19 protein-coding genes are annotated in these 25,725 nt (G+C 64.6%); 10 read left to right on the top strand and 9 right to left on the bottom strand.

The annotated features are described in order from the left end of the window. Positions 1 to 8: 8 nt before the first annotated feature. Positions 9 to 350, bottom strand: coding sequence for a ribonuclease E inhibitor RraB (locus EYV96_RS03245; RefSeq protein ID WP_131150062.1), 342 nt, complete (start codon positions 348 to 350; stop codon positions 9 to 11). A gap of 165 nt (positions 351 to 515) precedes the next feature. Between EYV96_RS03245 and EYV96_RS03240 the strand changes: the two genes are divergently transcribed. Next, positions 516 to 1,931 (top strand): FUSC family protein, encoded by a 1,416-nt coding sequence (locus tag EYV96_RS03240; RefSeq protein ID WP_165488568.1) that lies wholly within the window; start codon positions 516 to 518, stop codon positions 1,929 to 1,931. Here EYV96_RS03240 and EYV96_RS03235 read toward each other — a convergent pair. From EYV96_RS03235 to EYV96_RS03195, 4 genes are all read right to left on the bottom strand, one after another. Beyond that, positions 1,915 to 2,817, bottom strand: a complete 903-nt coding sequence (locus tag EYV96_RS03235; RefSeq protein ID WP_131150060.1) for an alpha/beta hydrolase — start codon at positions 2,815 to 2,817, stop codon at positions 1,915 to 1,917. The two genes, EYV96_RS03240 and EYV96_RS03235, sit on opposite strands and share 17 nt — an antisense overlap. 2 nt (positions 2,818 to 2,819) lie before the next feature. Beyond that, a complete protein-coding gene (locus tag EYV96_RS03230) occupies positions 2,820 to 3,635 on the bottom strand; it encodes a sulfotransferase family protein (protein ID WP_131150059.1) in 816 nt (271 codons plus the stop codon). A gap of 103 nt (positions 3,636 to 3,738) precedes the next feature. Further along, on the bottom strand, positions 3,739 to 10,287 hold the full coding sequence (locus EYV96_RS19020) for an ESPR-type extended signal peptide-containing protein (RefSeq protein WP_165488567.1): 6,549 nt from the start codon (positions 10,285 to 10,287) through the stop codon (positions 3,739 to 3,741). Positions 10,288 to 10,809: 522 nt separating this feature from the next. Then, a complete protein-coding gene (locus EYV96_RS03195; protein ID WP_131150058.1) occupies positions 10,810 to 11,595 on the bottom strand; it encodes an SDR family oxidoreductase in 786 nt (261 codons plus the stop codon). A gap of 318 nt (positions 11,596 to 11,913) precedes the next feature. On the opposite strand from EYV96_RS03195, the gene EYV96_RS03190 reads away from it, so the two are divergent. From EYV96_RS03190 to EYV96_RS03160, 7 genes are all read left to right on the top strand, one after another. Continuing rightward, a complete protein-coding gene (locus tag EYV96_RS03190; RefSeq protein WP_131150057.1) occupies positions 11,914 to 12,237 on the top strand; it encodes a hypothetical protein in 324 nt (107 codons plus the stop codon). A 5-nt stretch (positions 12,238 to 12,242) separates the two neighbouring features. Continuing rightward, entirely contained in the window at positions 12,243 to 12,605 is a 363-nt protein-coding gene (locus EYV96_RS03185) for a GntR family transcriptional regulator (RefSeq protein ID WP_131150056.1), read from the top strand. Beyond that, a complete protein-coding gene (locus EYV96_RS03180; protein ID WP_131150055.1) occupies positions 12,602 to 13,459 on the top strand; it encodes an ABC transporter ATP-binding protein in 858 nt (285 codons plus the stop codon). The genes EYV96_RS03185 and EYV96_RS03180 overlap by 4 nt, the downstream gene beginning before the upstream one ends. Beyond that, the gene (locus EYV96_RS03175) at positions 13,456 to 14,412 is read left to right on the top strand and encodes a hypothetical protein (RefSeq protein ID WP_131150054.1); all 957 of its coding nucleotides are present in this window, start codon (positions 13,456 to 13,458) and stop codon (positions 14,410 to 14,412) included. Before EYV96_RS03180 ends, EYV96_RS03175 begins: the two co-directional genes overlap by 4 nt. 92 nt (positions 14,413 to 14,504) lie before the next feature. Continuing rightward, positions 14,505 to 15,752, top strand: coding sequence for a serine hydrolase domain-containing protein (locus EYV96_RS03170; protein WP_131150053.1), 1,248 nt, complete (start codon positions 14,505 to 14,507; stop codon positions 15,750 to 15,752). Positions 15,753 to 15,770: 18 nt separating this feature from the next. Continuing rightward, complete coding sequence (locus EYV96_RS03165) at positions 15,771 to 16,148, top strand: hypothetical protein (protein WP_131150052.1); 378 nt, start codon at positions 15,771 to 15,773, stop codon at positions 16,146 to 16,148. Positions 16,149 to 16,165: 17 nt separating this feature from the next. Next, a complete protein-coding gene (locus tag EYV96_RS03160; RefSeq protein WP_131150051.1) occupies positions 16,166 to 16,735 on the top strand; it encodes a hypothetical protein in 570 nt (189 codons plus the stop codon). Positions 16,736 to 16,825: 90 nt separating this feature from the next. On the opposite strand, the gene EYV96_RS03155 is transcribed toward EYV96_RS03160, so the two are convergent. Then, positions 16,826 to 18,220, bottom strand: a complete 1,395-nt coding sequence (locus EYV96_RS03155) for a class II fumarate hydratase (RefSeq protein WP_131150050.1) — start codon at positions 18,218 to 18,220, stop codon at positions 16,826 to 16,828. 298 nt (positions 18,221 to 18,518) lie between these two features. Between EYV96_RS03155 and purB the strand changes: the two genes are divergently transcribed. Further along, entirely contained in the window at positions 18,519 to 19,883 is a 1,365-nt protein-coding gene (gene purB, locus EYV96_RS03150; RefSeq protein WP_131150049.1) for an adenylosuccinate lyase, read from the top strand. A gap of 217 nt (positions 19,884 to 20,100) precedes the next feature. Here purB and cysK read toward each other — a convergent pair whose 3' ends face one another. Together cysK and cysG are read right to left on the bottom strand one after the other, a co-directional pair. Further along, positions 20,101 to 21,042 (bottom strand): cysteine synthase A, encoded by a 942-nt coding sequence (cysK, locus tag EYV96_RS03145; RefSeq protein ID WP_131150048.1) that lies wholly within the window; start codon positions 21,040 to 21,042, stop codon positions 20,101 to 20,103. A 70-nt stretch (positions 21,043 to 21,112) separates the two neighbouring features. Next, positions 21,113 to 22,564, bottom strand: a complete 1,452-nt coding sequence (cysG, locus tag EYV96_RS03140) for a siroheme synthase CysG (RefSeq protein ID WP_131150047.1) — start codon at positions 22,562 to 22,564, stop codon at positions 21,113 to 21,115. Positions 22,565 to 22,933: 369 nt separating this feature from the next. On the opposite strand from cysG, the gene EYV96_RS03135 reads away from it, so the two are divergent. Continuing rightward, on the top strand, positions 22,934 to 23,920 hold the full coding sequence (locus EYV96_RS03135; RefSeq protein ID WP_131150046.1) for a LysR substrate-binding domain-containing protein: 987 nt from the start codon (positions 22,934 to 22,936) through the stop codon (positions 23,918 to 23,920). A gap of 42 nt (positions 23,921 to 23,962) precedes the next feature. Here EYV96_RS03135 and EYV96_RS03130 read toward each other — a convergent pair whose 3' ends face one another. After that, positions 23,963 to 25,723, bottom strand: a complete 1,761-nt coding sequence (locus EYV96_RS03130) for a bifunctional sulfate adenylyltransferase/adenylylsulfate kinase (protein WP_131150045.1) — start codon at positions 25,721 to 25,723, stop codon at positions 23,963 to 23,965. Positions 25,724 to 25,725: the final 2 nt, after the last annotated feature.

The raw sequence follows: 25,725 nt of genomic DNA, 5'->3' as shown, positions 1-25,725 counted from the left end.
GGTGACGATCAGAGCACCAACCCACACCCCCAGCCATCGTTACGCCCACCCAGGGGCTCCGCCTCCGCGGCCAGCATCGCCTCGAATGCCGTGATATCCCCGTGCCGGGGCACCATCACCGGATGCACGGTGACTTCCCACGACAGTTCGGGATTTTCCTCGTACTCGCTGAAGGACACTTTCGCGCCACCGCGAAGCAAGGTGATGGCGAATGCGAGGGCCTGGTCCTCGCTGGGGAAGATGACCGAGAAGTCGATCTCGCGGGGCTGGTCGAGACGATCCCCGCGTTCGGCCATCGTCGCCAGAACCTGGCCATTCTCGTCGTCGGGAAAGGGAGGATGCGCGTTCATCGTGAGTCCGGACTATCGGGTGGCCGATGAGTCTGGCGTCGAAGTCGGAAGGGGGTCAAGTGCTCACGCATGCCTTGTTGCACCGCTATGATCAGCGCCCGACAACACGCCCGACGACACGGGGAATCGCATGTTCTTCGGCAAGCCACATCGGACGCGAAGCGAATGACACGCTCGGTGACCGCACTGGGCACCTTCACGGAGGCATGCGCCACCATGGCCGCGGCCGTGGCCAGCATGGCCTGCGCATGGGCCGCCGCTCCGGGCAGCGGTGCTCCGGTGATGGCCGTTGTGCTGGCCATTTCCCTTTCGCGCAGCCAGCTGGACAAGGACATGCGTGGGCGACTGGAGGCCGCCATCGTGCTGCCTCTGGTGGGCCTCGTGGCCCTCGCCGTCGGCATGTTGCTGCACCGCTGGCCGTGGATCGGCGCCATCGTATTTACCGCCGGCATGGCGCTGGCCATCTGGCTGCGGCGATTCGGTCCCATGGCACGACGCGCAGGCAGCCTGATAGCCCTGCCCTTCGTGACCTTGCTGACGGTACCGCATGTCCATGCGATCGGGACGCACGGCATGCCGGGGTTTCTCATACCCATCCTCGTCGCCCTGATCGCCCTGTTCTGGGTGACCGCCACCCACATGCTCGTCCTTCGGCTGCACGGCAAGCGGCCGGACGACGACGAGTACCCGCCTGTCACGCCGACGCAATCGCCAGGCTCGCCCGGCCTGCCGGCCAGCACGCGCATGGCCATTCAGATGGCCGTGGCGCTGGCCGCCGCCTTTGTTGTCGGGTTTGTCTTCTTTCCCGAACGCTGGAGCTGGGTGGTACTCACGGCATTCATTGTCAACATCGGCAATCGCGGCCGGATCGATGTCGTGCACAAGAGCGGCATGCGCGTGCTCGGCGCAACGATGGGCACATTATTCGCGCTGGTGCTGAGTCACCAGGCGATGCCGTCCCCGCCGATGACCACCGCCATCATTCTCGCCTCGCTTTTCATGGGCATCTGGTTGCGGCCATTCGGGTACGCCTGGTGGGCGCTTTTCATCACCATCGCCCTGGCCTTGCTGCAAGGCTTCCAGGGTGGCGCACCCATCGCGCTACTGCTACTGCGACTCGAGGAAATCGCCATCGGCGCCATCATTGGCGTTATGGCCGCCTGGTTCGTGCTGCCGGTGCGTTCCACCGACGTCGTGCGACGTCGGATCGCCAACGCGCTGGCTGCACTGGCCGAGGCGCTCGATCCGGCAACGGAGCATCGTCAGGCGCGGGCCTTCGACGACGCGATGGATGAGCTGGCATTGGTCGCACCGCCCTTCCGGCTGGCGCGCGCGTTGACGCGTCACCGTCGGGCGAAGCGCCCGGCGGACTGGGCCGACACGCTGCTCGATGGCCGCGACCTCGCCGATACGTTGATCGCCCGTCAGCTGACACCCGCGAAGGTGCGCCAGGCCGTTGGCGTGGCGCGCAAGTCGCTGCGTGAGCCGGATGGCCTGCAAGAAGCCCTGCTGCATTTGCGGCAGACGCTTGAGGCGGAACTAAGTGCCGCCCCGCCTTCCGACATCATCGATCGCGCGTGAGGTCGGCTGTTTCCGACGACCGGGACGCACGCAGCGCCTCGGCGAGGAATGCGCCCACGCGCTTGCGATAGGCATCGACGTCGTAGCGATACAGATCCACGTGCCGTGCACCGGGCACCACCCACAGCGACTTGGGCCCGCCAGCCGCGGCGTACATCGCCAGCGATTCGTCGAGTCTCGTGTGCTCGTCATCGCTGCCGGCGATCAGGAGTGTCGGTGACGCGAGGCGTCCGATGCCGTCGATGGGACGCAGCTGCGTCGGATCGATTCCGGTCTTCCAATGCAACACGTTCAGAAGCATCGGCGTCATCCATGCGCCGTACGATCCCACGTGACGTTCGAGCCGATCTCGCACGGCCAGACGAACATCCGGATAGACCTGCTCAAGCACCATCGCGTCCACGCGCAAAGGCGGCTGCGCAAGGAGTACTGCGGCCCCGCCCATGGACGTACCAATGATGCCGATCCTTTCCCCGGGCGCACGGTCGCGAAGCCACGCCAGCGCCGACGTCGCATCCTGCGATTCGCGCAGGCCGATCGTGACGATGTCGCCGGTGCTTTCCCCGGCCGCCTGGAAATCGATCAGCAAGACCGCGTAACCGAGCGAATGCAACCACAGCGCGCGCGGCAACATGGCCCTGCGATCAGCGTGTACGCCATGCAACAGCAGCACCGCGCCCTGCCCCGTCATTCCCGGGGCATACCATCCGCGCAGCGTCGCGCCGGACCTGCTTGCCAGCGTCACCTCTTCGGCACGCAGCTCAGTCGGCGGCGCGCCGATCACGTCGTGGTGACCACCGAGCAACCGACCCACCATCCACCACGCCGAAGCAAGCCATGTCAGCGTGATGATTGCCGTCCCTAGCCACCATCTCCGTTGGCGCATGGTCACACGATCCGCACGCCGCGCCGGTTGAGTTCCGGATTACGCCAGAACGAGTCGCCATCGAATCGGCGTACGAGATCCGGCGGGAGAATCGTGTCGCGTGGTTCGTTACTGACTTTCTTGCGTACGTGATGCAAACCGGGCGTGCCGGATCGCATGTCGAATTCGGAGGCGTCGAAGACAATATTGTCGAAGTCGTGCTTGAACGCGGGCTCGCCGATGAACTGGTAAATGGCCGCGAGGACCCGCTCGGGATCCTGGGTCAGCGAGTCGTACTGCACCAGCATCATGCGATTGGCGTGTTCACCATAGAAAGCTTCCTTCAAGGCGTCGAAGGCATAACCGATCATGCCGTCCTGCCCCACCAGGCCATTGGCGCGACCGTAGACGGTGCTGTTGGCGGCGTAGTTGAAGATCGAGGATGGTTGCAGCGCATTGTTGCGGACCAGGCGCTCGATGCTGTCGACGATCCAGGCAATGTCGCGCACACACGCAATCACCCGGCTGTCGGGAAAGAGCTTGCCGATCGCCGGCAAGCGGGCGCACCAGCTGCGATTGGTATCGAAGATCACCTCGCCCGGGGTTTCGGGGCCGTAGAAGTTGTCGACCATTCCGCCCAGCACGCGGGCGCGCTGCTCGTCACTGATGAAGACCGAGAACTCGTTCCGGTTGCTCATTTCAGTCAGTAACGAAGTGAACAACCCCGCCACCGGGCCACTCATGCCGGCATGAAAGCGCGGGTTCTGTCGCAGGAGGGCCGACAAGAGCGTGGAGCCGGAGCGTGGCAGGCCGGAGATGAAATGCAGTCGTCGTTGCATGGGTCGATTCACGAATGAGGAAACAGCGTGGCGCCGATCATGCCACGCGGGATACAGCAAGGGCTGCGACGTCACCGCCGCAGCCCTCGCCACGCAACACGACTCAGAAGTGCTTGGTAAAGCCCACCGAGAACGCGTTGTCCTTCAAATCGCCCGAGAACTGCCCTTGGTAATCCAGGTACAGGTTCCACGAGGCGCCTGCCGTGGCGGTGATGCGACCGCCCACGGTGGCTGTGCCCTTGCCCAGGCGGTTGGCCGGCAGCGCGAAGATCGTGCCGTCCTCTGCCACCACCGTCACCGACGGCGCGCCACTGCGGGTGTTGTAGCGATAGCCCACTTCGAACTGCGGCACGTAGGTGACGTTGCCCGACGTGAAGGCGTGACCGAACGACACGGCCGCATACGGCTGCAAGGTGTTGGCCGTGCTGCTCCTGGCCGACACGCCATAGGCCGATGCCAGTTCGCTGCTGCTGTTCACCGATTCGTGGAAGCTGTCCAGCGACTGGTGCTGATACAACGCACCGAGCTTCGGAGTGATGTTCCACTGGTCAAACTGCATCGGCCACGCCGCCTGGATGGCGGCGGAGTAAGCCTTGCCATTCGGATCCGACGCCGCTTCGCCCACGCCGGTGGCGCGGTTGAAGTGGTAGTCACCCCACGAGGCATCCGCCACGCCGGAGAGCACGACGGGGCCCAGGTTCGCAAAGCCATAGACACCCGCATGCAGGTTGTCGACGCGACCACGGCCGTGTTCGCGGTCGTTGGCGTTGATGCGACCCACGCCCGCTTCCACACCGATGTGAGCGGCATCGCCCACGGCGGCATCGAAACCGGTATTGAGCGCAAAACCCGTGGACTTCAGGCGATTACTGCCGTCGAGCTGGTAGTTCGAACCGCTCGCCTGCATCCACAGGCCCGGCTTGCAACCCGAGCGGGTGACGCCCTTGGCCGAGGTGTTATCGACGCCGCAATCGGTGGTCGGTGCCAGCAAGGAAGCATCAAGCACCGTCGACAGATTGTGCTGACCCTGCAGGGCAACGGCGCGCTGCAGATTGGCGAAGAGCGCGCCATCCGTCGGCGCCACCGTCACCGGATCGGTCGGATCGGTCGGATCGACCGGATCGGTGCCGCCATTGCCCGTGCCGCTACCGGTGATACCCAGCGTGACGTTGGTCGCGCCGTAGTTCACCGTCGAGGAAATGCCGCTCGGCGCGCCTGTGGATTCGACCGTGGCAAACGTGCCGGTCACCTGGTTGGCCGTGAGGATGGTGTACGTCTTCGCGGTGTAGGTACCCGGTGCATAGATCAGGCTGAGCGTGCCGGCCAGCGTTGCGTTGCCAAGTATCTTCAACTGCGATGCTGTGGTCGGCGTGACATCGATCGCCAGCCTGCCGCCCGCCGTCTGCTTGTAGTTGCCGTTGACCGTCAACACGCCCACCGAACCGCCCGGACGCACCGTGCCGTCGTTGAACAGGTTGCCGTAGATGGTGCCGTGACCGCGCAGCGTGCCGCCTTCGTACACATCAGCGTCGCCGCCCCAGGTGGCGCCTTCGTGCGTCGCATCGCCGATTTCCAGCGTGCCGCTTTCCACCGATGCCACGCCGGTGCCGTTGTTGGCACCGTTGAGGATCACCATGCCGGTGCCCGACTGCGTGATGCCGCCGGTGCCACCGATGATCTGGCTGAAGATCACGTTGTCGCTGTGGTCGAACACCAGCGTGCCGGTGGAGCTCACCGCCGAAAGCAGACTGCCGCCGTTGGCCAGCACGAGCGTGCCGCCATCGATGATGGTTGCACCGGTGTAGGTGTTGGCACCGGTCAGTACCTGCGTGCCGCCACTGACCGTCAGACCACCGTTGCCCGAAATCACGCCCGAGAACGTGTCGTCGGCATCGGTGATGTCGAGGTTGTTGGCACCCAGTACGACGTGACCGCCGCCGGCCAGACTGGTGATGCTGGTCGAGCCGCCAGTGACACCGGAGGCGTCCAGCGTACCGTCCACCGTCACGCGATCGGCGGTGGCAAGACTGCCGTCACCGCTCAGGACCAGCGTGCCCTGGGCGATGTTCCACTCGCCGGTCGACGCCGTGGCGCCGGTCAGCGTCCACGTGCTGGTGCCCGTCTTCTCGTACTGATGGAAGCCGACAAACTGCGTGCCGGTGCCTGCGCCGGCGACATCGACGATCTGCGAGAGATCGAACGTCGCATCGGTGCTGCCGTCGAGCGCCAGCGTGTCGCCACCATAAGTGGCACCGCTGGTGCTGAGGACGTTGCCGAGGAAGCTGTAACCGGCACCCAGCGCGAGTGTGTTGCCGCCGCTGGAGAGTTCCACGGCGTTAGCAAGTGTGGTGCCGTCAGCCGACATCCCGCCGCCAATCACGCCATCGTTGAAGATGCGGCTGGTGCCCATGGCCAGGATGCCGACGCCACCGGCGCCACCGGCGCCCTGGGTGCCATCGGCACCCAGCGTGCCATTCCCGCCTGGAGCACCCGTGCTTCCCCACGGGTAGTTGATGGGGGTGTGCGTAATGGGATCCATCGATATGCCACCCATCCCACCTGTACCACCTGGACCGCCCGTGCCTGCCGCGCCACCTGCCGCCACGCCACCGGTACCGCCATCGCCGCCCATGATGGAGCCGTGGTTAGTAATGGTGAAATCGAAGCCGGCCACGGCCGCGCCGCCGCGCCCACCCTGACCGCCGACACCGCCGTTGCCACCCGTGCCTCCGTTGCCACCGGCGCCACCGTTATTGCCAGGCCCGGACGGATTCGTGGCTCCCTCGGTGCCGGGCATGCCCCTGCCACCGCTGCCGCCATTGGCGCTGCCGCCATTGCCGCCATGGCCACCCCAGATGTCGCCGTTGTTCTCGAGCGTGAAACCCGAGCCTGCGACGGCGTTGCCGCCGATGCCGCCGACGCCACCGGTGCCACCGTTGTTGCCCGTCGCGCCGGCAGACCCGGGGATTCCGCTGGAGATACCCGCAGCGCCATTGGACGAACCGCCATTGCCGCCACCGCCGCCCACCAACGTGCCGTCATTGACGATGGAACCGCCATGGGACGTCACGGCGGCCAGGCCGGTTGAGCCAGCATTGCTGGGGAGCGGCGGAGTGATGGACGCACCGGTCGCGCCCTTCTGGCCTTCCACCCACGCACCCGTGAGCACATGCAGCGACGTGCCTGCCGCCATATCGATGCGCGTGATGTTGTTGGCCGACGCGTCGATATTCAGTCCGCCTTCCTGCAGCGACCACTGAAGGTTGAACAGGCTCAACGGATTGCTATTGGTCAGCGTCCAGGTGCTGCTGCCGGTCTTCTGGTACTGCGCAAAGCCAAAGAAGGTGGTGCCCACCTGGGCCATGTCGAAGGTGCCGTTCTGCGTGCCGCCCAGGGCCAGCGTGTCGCCACCGGCGGTGCTTCCGCTGGTGCTCTGAACGCGACCCACGAAGACGTAGTTCGAACCCAGCGTCAGCGTGTTGCCACCGTCGAAGAGTTCGACAGCGTTCGCGCGATACGCCCCATCGCCCGAAAGGCCGCCGGCAATCGTGCCATCGTTGAAGATGGAGCTGCCGCCAGCGCCGACCACGCCGGCACCACCAAGTCCCCGGAATCCCACCGCGCCAGGGCTGCCCTGAGCGCCGGCATTGCCTTGCGCACCGTTGTAGTAACCCATGCCGCCGGTGCCGCCCGGTCCGCCCTGGCCGCCAGCGCCACCCACCGCGACGCCGCCAAGTCCGCCGTCGCCACCCTTGATGGTGCCGGTGTTGTAGACCGTCATGTTCGTTCCGAACACGCCGTAGCCACCGTTTCCGCCGGTACCCGCGGAACCGCCCGCGCCACCGGCACCGCCGACGCCGCCATTCGTGCCATCGACGGGCGAGTAAGCGCCGGGGCCACCCAAACCACCATTGCCGCCGTTTGCATTACCGCCACGACCACCGGCACCGCCGACGATCGTGCCGCTATTGTTGAGCTGGAACGCATCGCCGTAGACGCCCGCGCCGCCGCTGCCGCCGCTGCCGCCCCGTCCGCCGGCCGAACCGGCGCCGCCAGCGATACCGGTCTGCGGGTAGCTGACGTTGGTGTTCGTATAGCTGGTGCCGTTGGCACCGTTGGCGTCGCCGCCCGCGCCGCCCGCACCGCCGGCAATCAGGCCGGCATTGTCGAGCGTGAAATCGTGACCGACGACGGCCGAGTCACCGCCATTACCCTGGCCGGCCATGCCGCCGGACATCGACGGATTCGGAGCCGATGCATCGGAACCCGCATAGCCGTCGTCACCAACGATCTGGGCGCCCTGTGCCGTCGACAAGGCACCGCCGTCCATCGCTACCGCGCCGCGAATGCCAGCGTGACTGGCCAGCGCCAGTTCGCCTTCACTCACCTGCCAGTAAGTCACCTGACTCGACTGGCCCGTCAGCGTCCAGGTGCTGCTGCCCGATTTCTCGAAGAACGTGAATCCATTGAAGCTGTTGCCGAGCTGTGCAAGGTCGAAGCTTCCATCTCCCGCACCGCCGTCGGCGATCGCGTCACCGCCCAGTGCCAGCGTGCTGTCGCCGAAGCTGTTGACGTCACCGTCGAAGTGGTAGCCGTTCCACAACTCAAGCCGGTTGTTGTTGCCCCACAACTGAACGGCATCGGCGCGACTGCCGTCGCCATTGAGGCCGCCACTGATGGTGCCGCCATTGATGATGGTCTGGTATTGGTTCGCCACCACGCCTGCGCCGCCGTAACTGCCACCGCCCGCAGGTGCACCTGCGTTGCCCGCACCACCAGCACCCGCGTTGCCGCCTCGGATCGTGCCGGTGTTGACCAGCGTGCCGCCGTAACCGGCGAAGCCGACGCCGCCGTAGCCGCCCCAGCCACCCTGCGAATAGCCGCCGGCGCCTGCGCCACCGTTACCGCCGGCACCACCGGCGATCGTGCCGCTGTTGTGGACGGTCGCGCCATTGAGTGCGTAGACACCGGCGCCGCCGTTACCACCCGAACCCGCATTGGCATTCGCGGCGCCTGCGCCGCCAACGCCGCCCGCACCACCGATGATCGTGCCGCGGTTGTCGATGACACCCTGCGACATGCTGACGATGACAGCGCCGAAGCCACCTTCACCACCCGTGCCGCCGCTGCCATTGCTAAGGGCATAGACGTGTGCGGCATCGCCACCCTGGCCGCCCGCACCACCGGCGATCTGGCTTTCGTTGAGTAGGGTGCCGTCCATCGCCACGACGCCTTCACCGCCGTGACCGCCCAGGCCACCGCCGCCACCAACATCAGCGCCCGCGCCACCATCGCCGCCCGTCCCGCCCGCGCCGCCGACGATCGCGCCGGTGTTATGGGTCTGCGACATATAGGCCTGCATGCCGGCGCCGCCATTACCGCCATCACCACCCTGTCTGCCCTGGCTCTGGAAGCCGGGAATCATGGGGGTGGTGTTGAAAGCGCCAGCGCCGCCGTTACCGCCAGTGCCGCCCGTGATGTTGCCGCTGTTGTCGACTTTCACGTACCCGACATAGGCACCCGCGCCACCGCTACCACCGTCGCCGGCCCAGTCCGGCGTCACATTGCCGAAGCCGATACCACCGGCGCCGCCTGCCCCGCCAAAGCCGCCACTGATGTTGCCCGCGTTGCTGAGCGAAACCGTCGGATGGCCATCGCTGTCGAGCGCGCCATACATGCCCATGCCTGCGCCGCCGCTGCCACCATCACCGCCCGCGCCAGCCGACCCGGCGGCGACCAGGGCAACGGTATAGACCACGCCACCCATACCACCCATACCACCCGCGCCACCGCGAACCTGGCCAGATGCCGCCACGTTGACGTAGCCCATCGAGGCGATGCCGATACCGCCATCACCGCCGTTACCACCTTGCATGCCACTCGGTACCGGGTTGGTACCGACGGTGGCCCATGTCTCACCGCCACCACCACCCGCGCCACCGTCACCACCCACCACCGTACCGGCAACGTCGATCGCATCGGCTGCATCGTCGTTGATGACGCCCGTACCGCCCGCGCCACCACCGCCACCACCGCCACCGGTGCCGCCCATGGGAGCGCTGCTATCGTAAGAAGCGCCCTGGCCACCACGACCGCCCTGGCCGCCGGCCACGGTCTGGCCGGCGCTGATCGTCTGCGCGCCATTCCAAAGACCATAGAAACCCGCGCCGCCGCCACCACCGCCGCTGCCAACGCCAAATCCGGCATGCGCGATGCCGCGCGCACCGTCCTGGCCATTGCCGCCTTGCTTCTGGGCATCCGTACCGGCGAGACCGCCGACGCCACCGTCGACGTCACCCCAGAGACCCAGGTGCGAACCGGCCTTACCGTTCTCGCCGTTCAGTGCAATGCCGTCCTGCACGGAACCGCCCGTGCCACCCGCACCGCCGATCCAGGCCGCGGCGTAGAAAGCCATACCGCCCTGCCCACCCGAGGTATTTACCGACCAGGCCGGACCGATCGGCGATGCAAACGCCGGCGCGGACGCCAGGCCAAGCAACATCAAGCAGGCGAGCGCCAGCGGCTTGCGCACGGGCGATACCGCAACGCCCGCGTTGCTGCCGGCACCACCGTGCGAGGCGTTGGCATGTTCGGAGGCGACCTGCACGGTGCCGACGGCACGGTTCCAGACCAGGCGGTAAATTCGATTCATTGAGCTTCCCTTCGACGGGTGATGTGGGTTCCATGCCCCATCAGCCTGGGAAGTCATTCAATCGCGCACACGCTCACACCACCGCGCGTCGACGTCGGTAACGAGGTAAGTGATGCGCCCCTGGATTCCCCAATCTGACGAGCGATTTTGTGATCTACAACACAATCTTTCGGCAAGCATACGATTTTTCTTGAGCCCCCCGCACGACATTTCGTCCCGGTGGGGTCGGCCGCTGGCGCGGCCTGTGGGGTCGCTCGCTTACGCTCGCTGTGAAGCCGGCCGCTGGCGCGGCCTGTGAAGTCGGCGCTGCGCGCCTGTGAACGGTGAACAGTAAGAGCCAGAGCGGGTGCCGCTTTTCTCCGTTTACTGTTCACCGTTTACAGGCCGCGCCAGCGGCCGGCTTCACAGCGAGCGCAGCGAGCGACCTACGGTGACGGTGAACGGTAAGAGCCGGAGCGAAAGCCGCTCTTCTCCGTTTACTGTTTACTGTTCACCGTTTTCAGGCCGCGCCAGCGGCCGTCCTCACACCACCGAGGTTTTGCCGCCGTCCATCGGAATCACCGCACCGGTGACATAACTGGCGAGCGGCGATGCGAGAAACAAAGCCACATTCGCGATTTCTTCGGGCTCCGCAATGCGGCCCATCGGAATGTCGGCCAGCTGCATCGCCATGACTTCTTCAGGGGATCGGCCGCTGGCGCGTGCCGAGGCCTGCAAACCTTCCTGCACGCGCCCGGTGCGGGTCATGCCGGGATTGATGGCGTTGATGCGTACGCCGCGATGGGCGTAGGCGCTGGCGTAGCCGACGGAGGCGAGCATGAGGGCGGCGTTCGCGGCGCCGCCGCCGATGTGCATGGGGTTGGCCTGGCGGCCGCCCTGGCCGATCACGTTGACGATGGCGCCTTCGCCACGTGCGGCCATGCGACGGATCACCGGCTCGATGGCATGCATGTAGGTGAAGTACTTCGATTGCATGGCGGCGTGGATCGCGTGCGCGTCCAGTTCGGCCGGCGGCGTGCGACGGGCGGCGCCGGCGCAGTTGACGAGGATGTCGATGGGGCCGTGATCGTCTTCGATGCGCTCCATGACGAGCTGCGCGGCGACGCTGTCCTGCAGGTCGGCGGGCTCCACATGGATACGCAGGCCCTTGTCTTCGAGTTGCGACTGCGCCGTTTCAAGGTTTTCGTAGTTGCGGGAAATGCCAATGACGATGGCGCCTTCGTGAGCGAAGGCTTCAGCGCAGGCCAGGCCAATACCTTTGCTGGCACCGGTGACCACCACCACTTTCCCGGCAAGTCCGAAATCCATGCGTGCGTTCCTTGTGCGCGAGTGACTGGCTATTGAAGCAGATTGCCTGGCTTACCGTCGTGATGGCCCGGGACGCACGCGCACATGTTGAGTGTCACATCCGATGACTGATGCCCGCCCCTGCCCCGGCCTAAACGCCAGGGCCATCCTTTGCATCCAAGGGCAGGTCCGCTGATCGTTCCAGCGGGCGTAACCCCCAGCACCCCGTATAGGCCATCAGTCATGTTGCGAATTTCAAGGTCGCCTATTGACGGGTTCAAATGTGGTGTTATAGTTCACTACAACACCGGTCCACAAGGTCACTAAAGGAGACCCGCCATGAAAGCGCCGAACCTGATCGCACTGACCGCTTCCGTCCTGCTGACCACCGCAAGCCTGGCAGCGATCAACCACAACGTCTCACCCGTCCCGCCCAGCGAAATCAATGGTGTGAAGATCACCAACCTGGCCCCGGTCGACGTCCGCCCCTCCGCCGAAGACATGCGCGCCGCCGCCCTGCTGGCCAATGCCAGCGTCGCCACCGCCACCGTCTCGCCGGTCGTGAGCCGCGCCGCCGAAGCGAGCGCAAGCTTGCTCGGAGCCCAGCTGGCCATGCCCTACTATTCGTTTGGCAATTCGTTTGGCCGAGTCAGCAAGGAATAAACCGTATGTCCATTACCTGGAACGACAGCGTCCCGATCTACCGCCAGCTGCGTGAGCGCGTCGTGGCGATGATCCTGGACGGCGCCTTGAACGAGGGCGACCCGCTGCCGTCAGTACGCCAGGTTGCGGCGGATTTCCAAATCAATCCGCTCACCGTTTCAAAGGCGTACCAGGAACTGGTCGACGATCAACTGGTGGAAAAAAGGAGGGGGTTGGGCATGTTCGTAATCGATGGAGCCCGCGAGGCACTGCTCAAATCCGAGAGGGAGCGGTTTCTCAAGGAAGAATGGCCGGCACTGTTTGCACGTCTGCAGCGCCTTGGGCTGGATCTGAAGGCCCTCATGCGAGAGACGGAGAACCAGTCATGAATGCCGTCGTCACTGCCAGCGGTTTGAGTAAGCGATACAAGGACGCCGTTGCGCTGGACAACGTCAGCTTTCAGATCGAATCCGGCCGCATCGTGGGCCTGATCGGTCCGAACGGCGCCGGCAAGACCACCGCCCTGAAGGCGATCCTGGGCCTGACCGATTACGACGGCCAGCTCAACGTCCTGGGCCTGGACCCACACAGCCAGCGCAATGCGCTGATGGAACAGGTCTGCTTCATCGCCGACGTGGCGGTACTGCCGCGCTGGATCAAGGTTCGCCAGGCGGTGGACTTCGTCGCCAACGTGCACCCGCGCTTCAACCGCGCCAAGTGCGAAGCCTTCCTGGCCCGCACCAAGCTGCAGCCGGAACAGCGCGTCAAGCAAATGTCCAAGGGCATGATCGTGCAGTTGCACCTGGCCCTGGTGATGGCGATCGACGCCCGCCTGCTGGTGCTGGACGAGCCGACGCTGGGCCTGGACATCCTTTACCGCAAGCAGTTCTACCAGAGCTTGCTGGAAGAATACTTCGACGAGAACAAGACGATCATCGTCACCACCCACCAGGTCGAGGAGATCGAACACATCCTCACCGACCTGATGTTCATCCGGGATGGCAAAGTGGTGCTGGATACGGACATGGATGCCGTCGGTGAGCGATTCACCGAGGTGCTGGTCAACGCCGACAAGGTGCCAGCCGCCCGCCAGCTCAAGCCGCTCGATGAGCGCCAGGTGTTTGGCAAGAGCATCTTCCTGTTCGACGGCGCGGACCGCGCCACGCTCGAAGCGATGGGTGAGGTGCGACGCCCGTCCATCAGCGATCTGTTTGTCGCCACCATGAAGGGGACCTACGCATGAATTCCTTCTACTGGCTCATGAAGCGTGAGTTCTGGGAAAACCGGGGTGGTTTTCTGTGGGCCCCGATCATCACCGGCGGCGTGTTCATCCTGCTGAACCTGATGGCGATCATCGCGGTGGAAGTCACCGGCCCGATGCACGGCATCAACATCGGCGACAGCAACCTGCGCGATGCGATTGCCCACGCTGATGCCGGCGACCTGCGCCAGATCGGGCAGATCCTGGACGTGGCGATGCTCTCTTCGATGGGACCGATCAGCATCTGCCAGGGCTTCGTGGTGTTCTTCTACTGCCTCTCGGCCCTGTATGACGACCGTCGCGACCGCAGCGTGTTGTTCTGGAAGTCGCTGCCGATCTCCGACACCAACACGGTGCTGTCCAAGGTGGCGAGTGCGGTGGTGGTGGCTCCGGTCATCGCAGTGGCCACCGGCATCGTGACGGGGCTGATCCAGCTGATTGCCTATGCGATCACCCTCTCCTTCCATGGCGTCAACATCTGGCAGCTGCTTGGCCTGGCGCATCCGATCAAGGCACTGGCTTCGCTGATCGCCTCGGTCCCCGCATATGCACTGTGGGCACTGCCGGCAGTGGGTTGGTTGATGCTCTGCTCGGCCTGGGCACGCTCCAAGCCCTTCCTGTGGGCCGTCGCTACCCCGGCCATTGCGGGACTGCTGGTGGGTTGGTTCGGGATCATGGGACTGTTCAATCTCAACACCGGCTGGTTCTGGACGAACATCGTCGGTCGCATGCTGGTCAGCGTCTTCCCGGTCTCGAGCATCGCCTTTGACAAGCACAGCCTGGCATCGGTCGGTGACAACGAAACCCTCGACGACCTGCTCTTCTCCAACAGCTTCCACATCCTGTCCTCGCACAACTTGTGGATCGGTGTCCTGGCGGGTGTGCTGATGCTGGCCGCCGCAGTGTGGTTCCGCCGGGTTCGCGACGACAGCTGATGGTTTACGCCCAGCGACGCCTTCCGCACGGATGCGGAGCGTCGCCCGGGCACCCTCTCTCTTCAACGCAACACGCATCAGGAGTCAGCGACATGCTCACGCTCCACCGCTCAGGGATGGCACTGGTGTTGGCAGCATGTTCCTTGATGGCTCACGCCGGTACGCCGGCTGACGACACGCTTCGCGGCAAGGCCCTGGACCAGCGTGTCGGGCAACTGATGCAAGCCGCGCATGTGCCAGGGATGGCGCTGGGCATCATCGAGAACGGCAAGGTCACCTACCTTCGCGCCTACGGATATCGGGACGTCGAAAAGCGGTTGCCGCTCACCACGGATACGGTGATGTACGCGGCATCGACGACCAAGGCGGCCTTTGCTTACTCGGTGATGACGTTGGTAGACGGTGGCAAGCTGGATATGGATGCGTCGATTGCCACCCTTTTACCGAAGCCCTTGCCCGACTACGAAAAGTACGCCGATCTCAAGGACGAGCCGCGCTGGCAGAAGATCACGCCGCGCATCCTGCTCACGCATAGCGCCGGCTTCGCCAACTTCCGCTTCTGGCCTCGCGAGGGTGGCTACGATCCGAACGGCAAGCTGATGATGTACTTCGATCCGGGAACACGCTTCGCGTATTCGGGTGAAGGCATCAATCTGCTGCAATTCGTGCTGGAAAATGGCGAACACACCGACGTCGCTACGCTTATGCAGAAGCAGTTGTTCGACCGCTTCGACATGAAGCGCACAAGCATGACCTGGCGTGACGACTTCGCCGGCAACCTCGCCATCGGATTCGACGAAAAAGGCAAGGCCCTCGACCACAAGCAACGCAGCAGCGTCCGCGCCGCGGGCTCGATGGATACGACGCCGCACGATTTCGCCCACCTTATCGCTGGCATGGTGCGCGGCGATGGCCTGAGTGCCCAAGCGCATGCTCTGTGGCTGAAGCCTGCGCTGGCAGTGCATTCCGTGCAGTCGTTCCCGACCCTCGATGAAGCGACCACGCAGGACAACGACGGCATCGCCCTGTCCGCCGCCCTTGGCGTGATGGTCTACCAGTCGCCGCAGGGGCCAGCCTGGTTCAAAACCGGTCACGACGACGGCACCAACAATCTGGCGCTATGCCTGCAGGCGTCGCGCCGCTGCATCGTCATCATGAGCAACAGCTCGAACTCCGAAGGCATCTATCGCTATCTGATCGACGCCGTGCTTGGACCAACCTGTTACCCGTGGTACTGGGAGAACGACATTCCCTATGACCACCCGGAATGGCGCACGCCGGACGCGCGCAAACAACCGCACCCGCCCTGCGCCCCGCTGACCGCACCCACTTTTCAATGAGCATGTGAAGGAACTGCCATGAATCTCGCCCGCCCCATGTTTATTGCAGCGATGATGATCACCGCGCCCCTGGCCGGTCTCTCCCTCGCTCACGCCGACAGCGCAACCCTTGCCACGACATCGCTGGCGGGTAGCTGGCACATGGAGGGCGTTGCGGCGACGCCTGACGGCAGCTACGTCATTTCACCGGCCGGAACGCAGCTGCGCATTACGCTGCCGGCGGACCTGAAGCTCCCGCAGGGACGCGACATCTTGCTTAGCAAGGTCAGTGACAATCACTATCGCTCCTCGACCGATACCGATCCGGTCGTCGAACTGACGGCCGAAGCCTCCAACAAGGCCGAGCTTTCGATCAAGGGGCGCACGGCCTACCTCGTCGTTCCTCTTTCGCGTTAAGACCCAGGGGAAATTTCATGTTCATGCGTTGCCTGCTTGTTGCCAGTCTCGTTGCCGCCACTTGTGCGTGCAGCTCCGGCAAATCCGACTACGACACTTCCGGCATGACGTCCATCGCCAACGGCGGCATCACCATGCAGCCGAACCAGGTGAAGCTGCATGCCGACACGGCACCGATGGCGGTAATCAGCCCGACCGGCGACTTCACCGTCGGCGGCAAGCCGGTGACCGTGACGGACGCGCAGCGTGCGCAGCTGGTTGCCTATTACAACGCCGCCCGCGCGGTGCACGACCACGGCATCGAAACCGGCATGGCCGGTGCGGCGATGGGTGGTGCGGCGTTGAAAGGTCTCGCCGAAGCCGCCGTCAAAGGTGACAGTAGCAAGATCGACAGCGCGGTGAATTCGCAGACGGCGCGCATCAATGAGGCGGCGGCGAAGATCTGCAAGGATCTTACGCAAATGCAGAGTGCGCAGGATGCGCTGAAGGCGAGCCTCGCCGAGTTCAAGCCGTATGGCGAGATTCTTGAGAGCGAGACGGATGGGGATTGCTCGAAGGATGCCTCGGACAAGAAGGCTGCCGATTAAGTCAGCTCCACATACTCTCGTCATTCCGGCGAAAGCCGGAATGACGGGTATCGGGTTTTCGCGGGAATGACGGGTATGTGGTGCGAGAGGTTACCCACCCCCACCACCACCCTCATGAATCCCACCTTCCGTCAACGTCATCGGATCGAGCAACTTCTTTAGCTCTTCCTTCGATAACCCCGTCGTCTCCAGCGCCACATCCAGAATCGGCCGCTTCTCCTTGTAAGCCTGCTTGGCCGTTGCCGCACCCTTCTCATACCCGATCACCGGATTGAGCGCGGTTACGAGAATCGGATTCTTGTCCAACGCCTCTTTCACGCGCGCCGAATTCACCTTGAATCCGGCGATGGACTTGTCGGCGAGCAGCACCGTCACATTTGACAGCAAGTTCAGCGACTCCAGCAGGTTGTGCGCCACCACCGGCAGCATTACGTTCAGCTGGAAATTGCCGGACTGACCGGCGATGGTGATCGTCGCGTCGTTGCCGATCACTTGCGCTGCGACCATGGCCGTCGCTTCCGGAATGACCGGATTCACCTTGCCCGGCATGATCGAACTACCCGGCTGCAGCGCCGGCAGCTCAATCTCGCCAAGGCCTGCCAGCGGACCCGAATTCATCCAGCGCAGGTCGTTGGCGATCTTCATCAGCGCCACGGCAAGCGTCTTCAGCTGGCCGGAAAGTTCTACGGCCGCATCCTGCGATGCCATGCCCTCGAAATAATTGTCGGCGGTTTCAAAGCGCACGCCCGTCAGTTTCTTAAGCTCGCGCGCCACGGCTGCGCCAAATTTCGGGTCAGCGTTGATGCCCGTGCCCACCGCCGTACCGCCCTGGGGCAGGCGACGCATGCGACGCAGGCTGTCGTCGATGCGCTCGATCGAGGAGCCGATCTGCGCGGCCCAACCCGACAACTCCTGTCCGAAGGTCACCGGCATCGCATCCATCAAGTGCGTACGTCCCGTCTTGGGTACGCGACGCAGTTCGCGGGCGCGGCGCTGGATGGTGCGACGAAGATGATTGAGTGCCGGCACCAGCTTTTCGGTCGCCACCAGCGTGGCGCTGACATGGATGGCCGTGGGGATCACGTCGTTGGAGCTCTGCCCGTAATTGACGTGATCATTCGGATGCACCTTCACGCCAGCCTTGGTTGCCACATGGGCGATGACCTCGTTGGCGTTCATGTTGGAACTGGTGCCGGAGCCCGTCTGGAAAACGTCGATCGGGAACTCCGCGTCGTAGTGACCCTCGGCGACGGCGAGCGACGCTTTGCGGATGGCCGCGGCCTTGTTCTTGGGCAGATGGCCCAGGCCGGCATTCGCGTCGGCGGCCGCCGCCTTGATCAGGCCCAGCGCCCGAATGAAATCCCGCGGCATCCTCAGACCCGAAATGGGGAAGTTATCCACCGCGCGCTGCGTCTGGGCGCCGTACAGCGCCTTCGCCGGGACTTTCAGCTCGCCCATGCTGTCGTGTTCGATGCGGAAGGACATGAGGGGCCGGGCTCCTTTGATCAGGGGGGATCGTTGGACTATAGGGTGAGGGTTGTTCAGGGCTTGGCAAGGGGGTGGCCGGCCCGTGAGGCCGCCCGCTGCGCGGGCTGTGAGGCCGCTCGCTGGCGCTCGCTGTAAACGGTAAACGGTAAGCGCAGTGACTTGCGGCCTTTTCTGTTCACCGTTTACAGGCGGCGCAGCCGCCGCCCCTCCCCGTTCACCATTCACAGGCGGCACAGCCGCCGGCCCCACCACCCCGTAGTAAACTTCACCATTTCCCGCCTCCCGGAACACCCCCATGTCCCACGCCCTGACCGCCTTGTCGCCCCTGGACGGCCGCTACGCCAGCAAGGCCGAAGCCCTGCGCCCCATCTTCAGCGAGTTCGGCCTGATGCATCGCCGGGTTCACGTGGAGATCGAGTGGCTGCTGGCGCTGGCCGCAGATTCGGGCATCGCGGAGCTCCCGCCGTTCTCGGGTGAGCAGATCGCCCGCCTGCGCGCCATCGCTTCGGACTTCAATGTCGACGACGGTGCACGCATCAAGGCGATTGAGGCGACCACCAATCACGACGTGAAGGCCGTCGAGTACTTCATCAAGGAACGCATTGGCAACGATCCGGCGCTGGCACAGGCCAAGGAATTCGTGCATTTCGCCTGCACCAGCGAAGACATCAACAACCTGTCCTACGCGCTGATGTTGCGCGATGCGCGCGAAACCGTGCTGTTGCCTGCGCTCGACCGCGTGATCCTGACCCTGCGCAACATGGCGCATACCTACGCCGACCTGTCGATGCTGTCGCGCACGCACGGCCAGACCGCGTCGCCCAGCACGCTCGGCAAGGAACTGGCCAACGTGGTGGCGCGTCTGGAGCGTCAGCGCAAGCAGTTCACCCACGTTGAAGTGCCGGGCAAGATCAATGGCGCCGTGGGCAATTACAACGCGCACGCGATCACCTATCCCGAACTCGACTGGCAGGATTTCTCGCAGCGTTTCGTGGTGGGCCTGGGCCTGGATTACAACGCCTACACGACGCAGATCGAGCCGCACGATGGCGTGGCCGAATACTGCGATGTCATGCGCCGCGCCAACATCATCCTGATCGACCTGGCGCGCGACATCTGGGGCTACATCTCGCTGGGTTATTTCAAGCAGGCGTTGAAGGCCGGTGAAGTCGGCTCGTCGACCATGCCGCACAAGGTCAACCCGATCGACTTCGAAAATGCCGAAGGCAACTTCGGACTGGCTAACGCCCTGCTCGGCCACTTTGCCGAAAAGCTCCCGATCAGCCGCTGGCAGCGCGACCTCACCGACTCCACCGTCCTGCGCGCGCTGGGCACAGCGTTCGGCCACGCGCTGGTCGCGCTGGAATCGCTGCAGAAGGGCCTGGGCAAGCTCACCGTCAACCCCGATCGTCTCGCCGCCGACCTCGACGCCAGCTGGGAAGTCCTCGCCGAAGCCGTCCAGACCGTCATGCGTCGCTACGGCCTGCCGGAACCGTACGAGCAGCTCAAGGCGTTGACCCGCGGCCAGGGCATCACGAAAGATTCGATGCGCACGTTCATCACCGGCCTCGACCTGCCGGAAGACGCCAAGAACCGCCTGCTCGCATTGACCCCGGGCAGCTACATCGGCCTCGCCACGGAGCTTGCCAAAAGCGTGTGAGGGCGGCTTTGCCGCCTGAGAACGGTAAACGGCGAACGGTAAGAGCCAAGGCAAGGCCCCTGCTCTTACCGTTTACTGTTCACCGTTGACAGCTCGCGCCAGCGAGCGTGTGAGGGCGGCTTCGCCGCCTGCGAACGGTAAACGGTAAGAGCCAAGGCGAAGACCATGCTCTTACCGTTTACTGTTCCCCGTTAACAGCTCGCGCCAGCGAGCGAACTCACTCCACCTCGTCGCTTCCCTCGTTCACACCTTCGAACAGGAACGTCGAGAGGTAGCGCTCGCCGGTATCCGGCAGCATCGCCAGCAGGACCGAACCCTTCTCGGCCTGCTTCGCGACTTCCAGCGCCGCTGCCAACGTGGCGCCGGACGAAATGCCGACAAAGATGCCCTCCTTCTGCGCCAGTTCGCGAGCGGTATCGCGCGCCACCACGTCGTCCACCGGAAGAATGCGGCTGGCGACGTCGCGATTAAGGACGGCAGGCACGAAGTCCGGCGTCCAGCCCTGGATCTTGTGCGGCTGCCACTCCTTGCCACCCAGCAACGAGGCGCCGGCCGGTTCGCTGGCGATCACTTTTACCTCCGGACGCGCTACCCGCAGCACTTCGCCCACGCCGGTCAGCGTGCCACCTGTGCCCCAGCCCGTGACGAAGTAGTCGAGGCGACGACCCGCAAAGTCGCGCAGGATTTCGGCAGCCGTGGTGCTCCGGTGATAGGCCGGGTTGGCCGGATTTTCGAACTGGCTCGCGAGAAACCAGCCATGCTTCTTCGCCAGTTCCGCCGCTTTGCGCACCATGCCCGAACCGCGTTCGGCCGCTGCCGTGAGCAGCACCTTGCCGCCGTAAGCGCGAATCAGCTTGCGCCGCTCGATCGAGAAGGTTTCGGTCATCACGGCCACAAAGGGATAGCCGCGGGCCGCGCACACCGCCGCGAGCGCTACACCGGTATTGCCGGAAGTAGCCTCGATAACGGTCTGGCCGGGCTTGAGCGTGCCCTTCTGTTCGGCGTCGAGGATGATCGCCAGGGCCAGGCGATCCTTCACCGAACCGGCGGGATTGAACGCCTCCACCTTCACGTACAGATCGACATGGCTGGGGGCCAGGCGATGCAGTTTGACGACGGGGGTGTTGCCGATGGTGTCGACGATGCTGTTGTAGATCATGGACGGCTCCGATGCGAAGGATGGCTGGGCGGCACCGGCGATGGTGCACCATGTCGGGTAGAAAATTGTGTCAAGCGAAGTGCATACGCTTTGGGACCGGCTCAGCCCTGTCACAGGTCGCCTGATCGGCCAGCGGCAACGCGCCATACCAAGCCAGCTCCCGTGCCAGCGCCGCCACCTCCCCCAGGATCAGCAAGGCCGGCGAGGTCACCCGATGGGCCTCGGCCAGAAGCGGTAGCTGAGACAGTGGCCCGGCAACGACGCGTTGCGATGACCGCCCGCCGTTCTCAATCAAGGCGAAGGGCGTCTCAGGCGCACGGCCATGGATCAGCAACTGCTGAGTCAGCACAGGGAGTTCGGCGACGCCCATATAGACGGCCAGGGTCTCTCGCTCGCGGGCCAGCGAAGCCCAGTCGAGCTCGTTCGCCGATTCGCGGCAATGCGCGGTGATCAGGCGTACCGAGCGGGCGTGTTCGCGATGGGTCAGTGGAATGCCCGCATAGGCCGCGCAGGCCAGCGCAGCCGTGATGCCCGGAACCACTTCGTAGGGAATGCCATGGGAGCGCAGGAATTGCAGCTCCTCGCCGCCTCGCCCAAAGATGAAGGGGTCACCGCCCTTCAGCCGCACGACGCGTCGACCTGCCTGCGCATGCGCAAGCATCAGGGCATGAATGTAGGCCTGGGTGGCATGGTGATGTCCCGCCTGTTTACCGACGTCGATGCGCTCGGCATCGCGTCGCGCCAGGGCAAGCACCTCGCTGCTGACGAGGCGATCATGCAGGATCACATCGGCCTCGTTGAGCGCGCGAAGGCCGCGAAGGGTCAGCAGATCCGCATCGCCCGCACCGGCGCCCACCAGGACGACGCTGCCCCTGCGCAAATCGTCGGCCCCCTCCAGCAGTCGCTCGGCTTCCGCATGGGCCAGCGCAGGCTGGCCGCGGCGCAAGAGTCGCCATACCGGGCCATCCAACAATCGGTCGAACCAGGTCCGACGCGCCGAAAGATCGGGGAGCTGCGCGCGAATGCGATCCCGCATGTCGCCGATGAGCTGGCCAAGGGCGCCTAGCTGAGGTTCCAACAGCGCTTCCAGCCGCTCCCGCACGCGACGGGACACCATGGGGGCAACACCCCCGCTGGAAATGGCCACCTGCACGGGCGAGCGATCGACGATCGCCGGCACCTGGAAGCTCGAAAGCTCTGCGTCATCCACCACATTGACGAACAACTGGCGCGATGCCGCCCCGTCGGCGATTCGCTGGTTGAGTTTGCGATTGTCGGTGGCCGCAATAACCAGCCACGGCTCATCAAGCCAGTATTCGGCGTAGTCACCTTCCAACCATGTGAGCCGGCCCTCCGCATGGAGCCTTTGCAGGCCGGGCGCTATGACGGGCGCCCCTACCGTCACAGCCGCGTTGGACTCAAGCAAGAGGCGCACCTTGCGCTCGGCTACGGGACCGCCGCCGATCACCAGGACCTGACGCCCTTCCAGCCGGGCAAAAAGGGGGAACAACCTGCCTGCCATCGCGAATGCTTCGCCTCGACTCGCGCCCGGCCATGAGCGGCCGGGCTTGTGTCCGCAAGCTAGGACGCCAATCCACGGCATCGCAAATGAAATGTAGACGCTGTGATATGCGAAGGGGTTATATGCAGCCCCCTGACAACACCGACCCTTTGACATGAATCGTTGACGCAGTCATTAAATGGATGTATAGACGTCTAAATGAGCATTGCATCTGCCACGCCAGCCCACCCCTCGACCGGCCTTCCGGTGACGGGTGCGTGTCCCGCGCGATGTCGAATCCCGCCAGCCGTTCCGACCGACGACTGAGCCTGCCGTAGCTTCCGAAGGGAACCGTGCAGGCGTGCCGAAGCCGCCTAGGAGTTCCGTTCGATGACGCTCACGCAGTTGCGTTACCTGGTTGCCATTGCCGATGCCGGCCTCAATATCACCCTGGCCGCCGAGCGCGTGCATGCCACTCAACCCGGCCTGAGCAAACTGCTCAAGCAGCTAGAGGACGAGCTTGGCTTCCAGCTTTTCCATCGCAAGGGCCGCAGCCTGGACTCCATCACGCATGCTGGCACCCACGTGCTCGAACGTGCGCGCAGCATCCTGGCCGAAGCCACCAATATCCGATCCATCGCCGCCAACCTGCGCAATGAGTCGCGCGGCACCTTGCGCATCGCCACGACTCACACGCAGGCCCGCTTCGCGTTGCCCCCGGCCGTGGCCTCGCTCAGCCGGCAATACCCGGAGGTGAGCGTGCACCTTCAACCGGCGGCGGATGCGGAGGTGATGAACTTGCTGGAGGGCGGCCATGTTGATCTGGCCATCGTCAGTGCAACCGGTACGACGCCGCCGGGCCACGGCATAGCCCTGCCCGCCTATCGCTGGCAGCGCGTGGTGCTGGTCCCGAACGAGCATCCGCTGGCGGCGCTTGGCCGTCCGCCCACGCTCGACGAGCTGGCGGCGCATCCGCTGATCAGTTACGAATCCTCGCTCAAGCCCACCTCGTCACTGACCCACGCCTTCCATGCCGCCAATCTGCAGCCGCATATCGCGCTGACCGCCAGCGATGCCGATCTCATCAAGACCTACGTGCGCACCGGGCTGGGCGTGGGCATCCTCGCCGAGATGGCCTGCCAGCAGGCGGATGAGCCCGAGCTTCGCCGCCTTCCGGCCGATCATCTCTTCGCGCCATGCACTACCTGGATCGTGCTGCGCAAGGAAAGCGTGCTGCGGGAGTTCACGCTGGAATTCATCGCCACGTTTGCGCCGCACCTGGAACGCCGCGCCGTCAGCCGCCTGCTCGGCGGCAACGGCCAGGCACCGACCACGTGGCCTGCGGTGCCCCATTGGCGTGAACGCCTGAGCGCGTAGTTCTTCGGGAGGCAGGCAACGCGCCCTGCCTCCCTTTTGCCGTTATTCCAGCAAGCCGCGCCGCTTCAGATAGTCGAGGATGTGACCGGCCAGCACACCAGGTTCGGCGCCGTTGCCGTCCACCCGGAGCTCCGGGCGTTCGGGCACTTCGTACGGGTCGCTGATCCCCGTGAAATGACCGATCTTGCCGGCGCGCGCCTGGGCATACAGCCCTTTGCGATCGCGTGACTCGCAAACCTCAAGCGCTGTCGACACGTGGATCTCCACGAAGTCGCCGTGGGCTTCGACCAGGGCACGCGCTTCGGCACGCGCGTCGGCATACGGCGCGATCGGCGCGCAGATGGCCACGCCGCCGTGACGCACGATTTCGCTGGCGACAAAGCCGATCCGCGTGACATTGGCGGCGCGATCCTCGCGCGAAAAACCGAGGCCTTTGGACAGGTGCTTTCGCACTTCGTCGCCGTCAAGGACGGTCACAGCCCGGCTCGTGTGTTCAAGCAAGCGGGCCACCAGCGCCTGCGCTATGGTCGACTTACCTGCCCCCGACAGGCCAGTGAACAACACGGCGAAACCACGAGGCGCCTGCGCGGGATGGCGCTCGCGCAAGATGCGCACCACTTCCGGGAAGCTGAACCACTCCGGTATGTCACTGCCCTCATGGAGATGCTGGCGCAGCTGCGTACCGGAAATATCGCGAACATCGTCGTCGGCCGCGACCTCCGTGGCGGGCACATAAGTGTCGCGATTGGCGGCGTACACCATGACTGGGAACGGCACGACTTCAATGCCCAACTCATGCTGGTAACGCTCAAGCAGGTGTTGCGCGTCGAACGGGCCATAGAACGGCTGGCCACGGGCGTCCTTGCCGGGGCCGGCGTGATCGCGGCCGACGATGAAATGCGTCGCACCGTAGTTCTTGCGGATGATGGCATGCCATACCGCCTCACGCGGGCCGCCCATGCGCATGGCCAGCGGCAGCAGTGAAAGGTGCGCACTGCCGTTCGGATACTGTGGCAACAGGGCGCGATAGCAGCGCACGCGGGTGTAGTGATCGACATCGCCCGGCCGCGTACGCCCCACCGAGGGCTGGATCAGCAGGTTTGCACCCACTTTCTGTGCCGCGCGCAGCGTGAGTTCGCGGTGTGCGCGATGCATGGGATTACGCGTCTGGAAGGCCACGATGCGACGCCAGCCGCGTTCGACAAACCATTCGCGCAAGCTACGCGGCGAATCGCGTAGTTCGGCGAAGTCGTAGTGCACCGGCGCCTGGATGCCACGCACGCGTCCGCCCACATAGACCGGTCGCGTCCGCAACAAAAGCTCGGCAACGCCGGGATGCGTGGTGTCCAGCGTGCCGAAGACCTGTTGGGCCTCTTGCTCGAGATCCGGCCGCCAGATGTCTTCGACATCAAGGATCGCAAGCGGCACGCCCTGCGAATCGCGCAGCGCGACCTCGTCGCCCGGCTTGACGCGTGCTGCCAGGTCCTCGCTCACGTCCAGCGTGATCGGGACCGGCCAGAGCGTGCCGTCAGCCAGACGCAGTTCGGAAACGACGCGGTCGTAATCCCGCTGCACGAGAAACCCTTCGAGCGGCGAGAAGGCGCCGTTGAGGATGAGTTCGAGATCACACAGCTGACGCGTACCAAGGTCGATGGCAAGCAGGTTGGCACTATGGTGCCGCAGTCGCTCCGCCTCATCGGCGGCGACGTATCGCTCTTTCAACACGCCGCCGTGCGGAGCGATCAAGGTGGGAAACGGTGACTCGATATCCGGATCAAGTGAAGCAAGCGCATTCTGGCTCATGG

Origin of the sequence: Dyella terrae (genome assembly GCF_004322705.1) — a bacterium.
Taxonomy (GTDB): Bacteria; Pseudomonadota; Gammaproteobacteria; order Xanthomonadales; family Rhodanobacteraceae; genus Dyella_D; species Dyella_D terrae.
This window is presented reverse-complemented; position numbering and strand designations above follow the sequence as displayed.

Bases quoted from the DNA above. Each gene is read 5' to 3' on its own strand.
- EYV96_RS03245 (WP_131150062.1), bottom strand. From the start codon at position 350: ATGAACGCGCATCCTCCCTTTCCCGACGACGAGAATGGCCAGGTTCTG.
- EYV96_RS03130 (WP_131150045.1), bottom strand. From the start codon at position 25,723: ATGAGCCAGAATGCGCTTGCTTCACTTGATCCGGATATCGAGTCACCG.
- cysK (WP_131150048.1), bottom strand. From the start codon at position 21,042: ATGATCTACAACAGCATCGTCGACACCATCGGCAACACCCCCGTCGTC.
- EYV96_RS03155 (WP_131150050.1), bottom strand. From the start codon at position 18,220: ATGTCCTTCCGCATCGAACACGACAGCATGGGCGAGCTGAAAGTCCCG.
- EYV96_RS03185 (WP_131150056.1), top strand. From the start codon at position 12,243: ATGTCCATTACCTGGAACGACAGCGTCCCGATCTACCGCCAGCTGCGT.
- EYV96_RS03175 (WP_131150054.1), top strand. From the start codon at position 13,456: ATGAATTCCTTCTACTGGCTCATGAAGCGTGAGTTCTGGGAAAACCGG.
- EYV96_RS03240 (WP_165488568.1), top strand. From the start codon at position 516: ATGACACGCTCGGTGACCGCACTGGGCACCTTCACGGAGGCATGCGCC.
- EYV96_RS03195 (WP_131150058.1), bottom strand. From the start codon at position 11,595: ATGGATTTCGGACTTGCCGGGAAAGTGGTGGTGGTCACCGGTGCCAGC.
- cysG (WP_131150047.1), bottom strand. From the start codon at position 22,564: ATGGCAGGCAGGTTGTTCCCCCTTTTTGCCCGGCTGGAAGGGCGTCAG.
- EYV96_RS19020 (WP_165488567.1), bottom strand. From the start codon at position 10,287: ATGAATCGAATTTACCGCCTGGTCTGGAACCGTGCCGTCGGCACCGTG.
- EYV96_RS03135 (WP_131150046.1), top strand. From the start codon at position 22,934: ATGACGCTCACGCAGTTGCGTTACCTGGTTGCCATTGCCGATGCCGGC.
- EYV96_RS03235 (WP_131150060.1), bottom strand. From the start codon at position 2,817: ATGCGCCAACGGAGATGGTGGCTAGGGACGGCAATCATCACGCTGACA.
- EYV96_RS03170 (WP_131150053.1), top strand. From the start codon at position 14,505: ATGCTCACGCTCCACCGCTCAGGGATGGCACTGGTGTTGGCAGCATGT.
- EYV96_RS03165 (WP_131150052.1), top strand. From the start codon at position 15,771: ATGAATCTCGCCCGCCCCATGTTTATTGCAGCGATGATGATCACCGCG.
- purB (WP_131150049.1), top strand. From the start codon at position 18,519: ATGTCCCACGCCCTGACCGCCTTGTCGCCCCTGGACGGCCGCTACGCC.
- EYV96_RS03160 (WP_131150051.1), top strand. From the start codon at position 16,166: ATGTTCATGCGTTGCCTGCTTGTTGCCAGTCTCGTTGCCGCCACTTGT.
- EYV96_RS03180 (WP_131150055.1), top strand. From the start codon at position 12,602: ATGAATGCCGTCGTCACTGCCAGCGGTTTGAGTAAGCGATACAAGGAC.
- EYV96_RS03230 (WP_131150059.1), bottom strand. From the start codon at position 3,635: ATGCAACGACGACTGCATTTCATCTCCGGCCTGCCACGCTCCGGCTCC.
- EYV96_RS03190 (WP_131150057.1), top strand. From the start codon at position 11,914: ATGAAAGCGCCGAACCTGATCGCACTGACCGCTTCCGTCCTGCTGACC.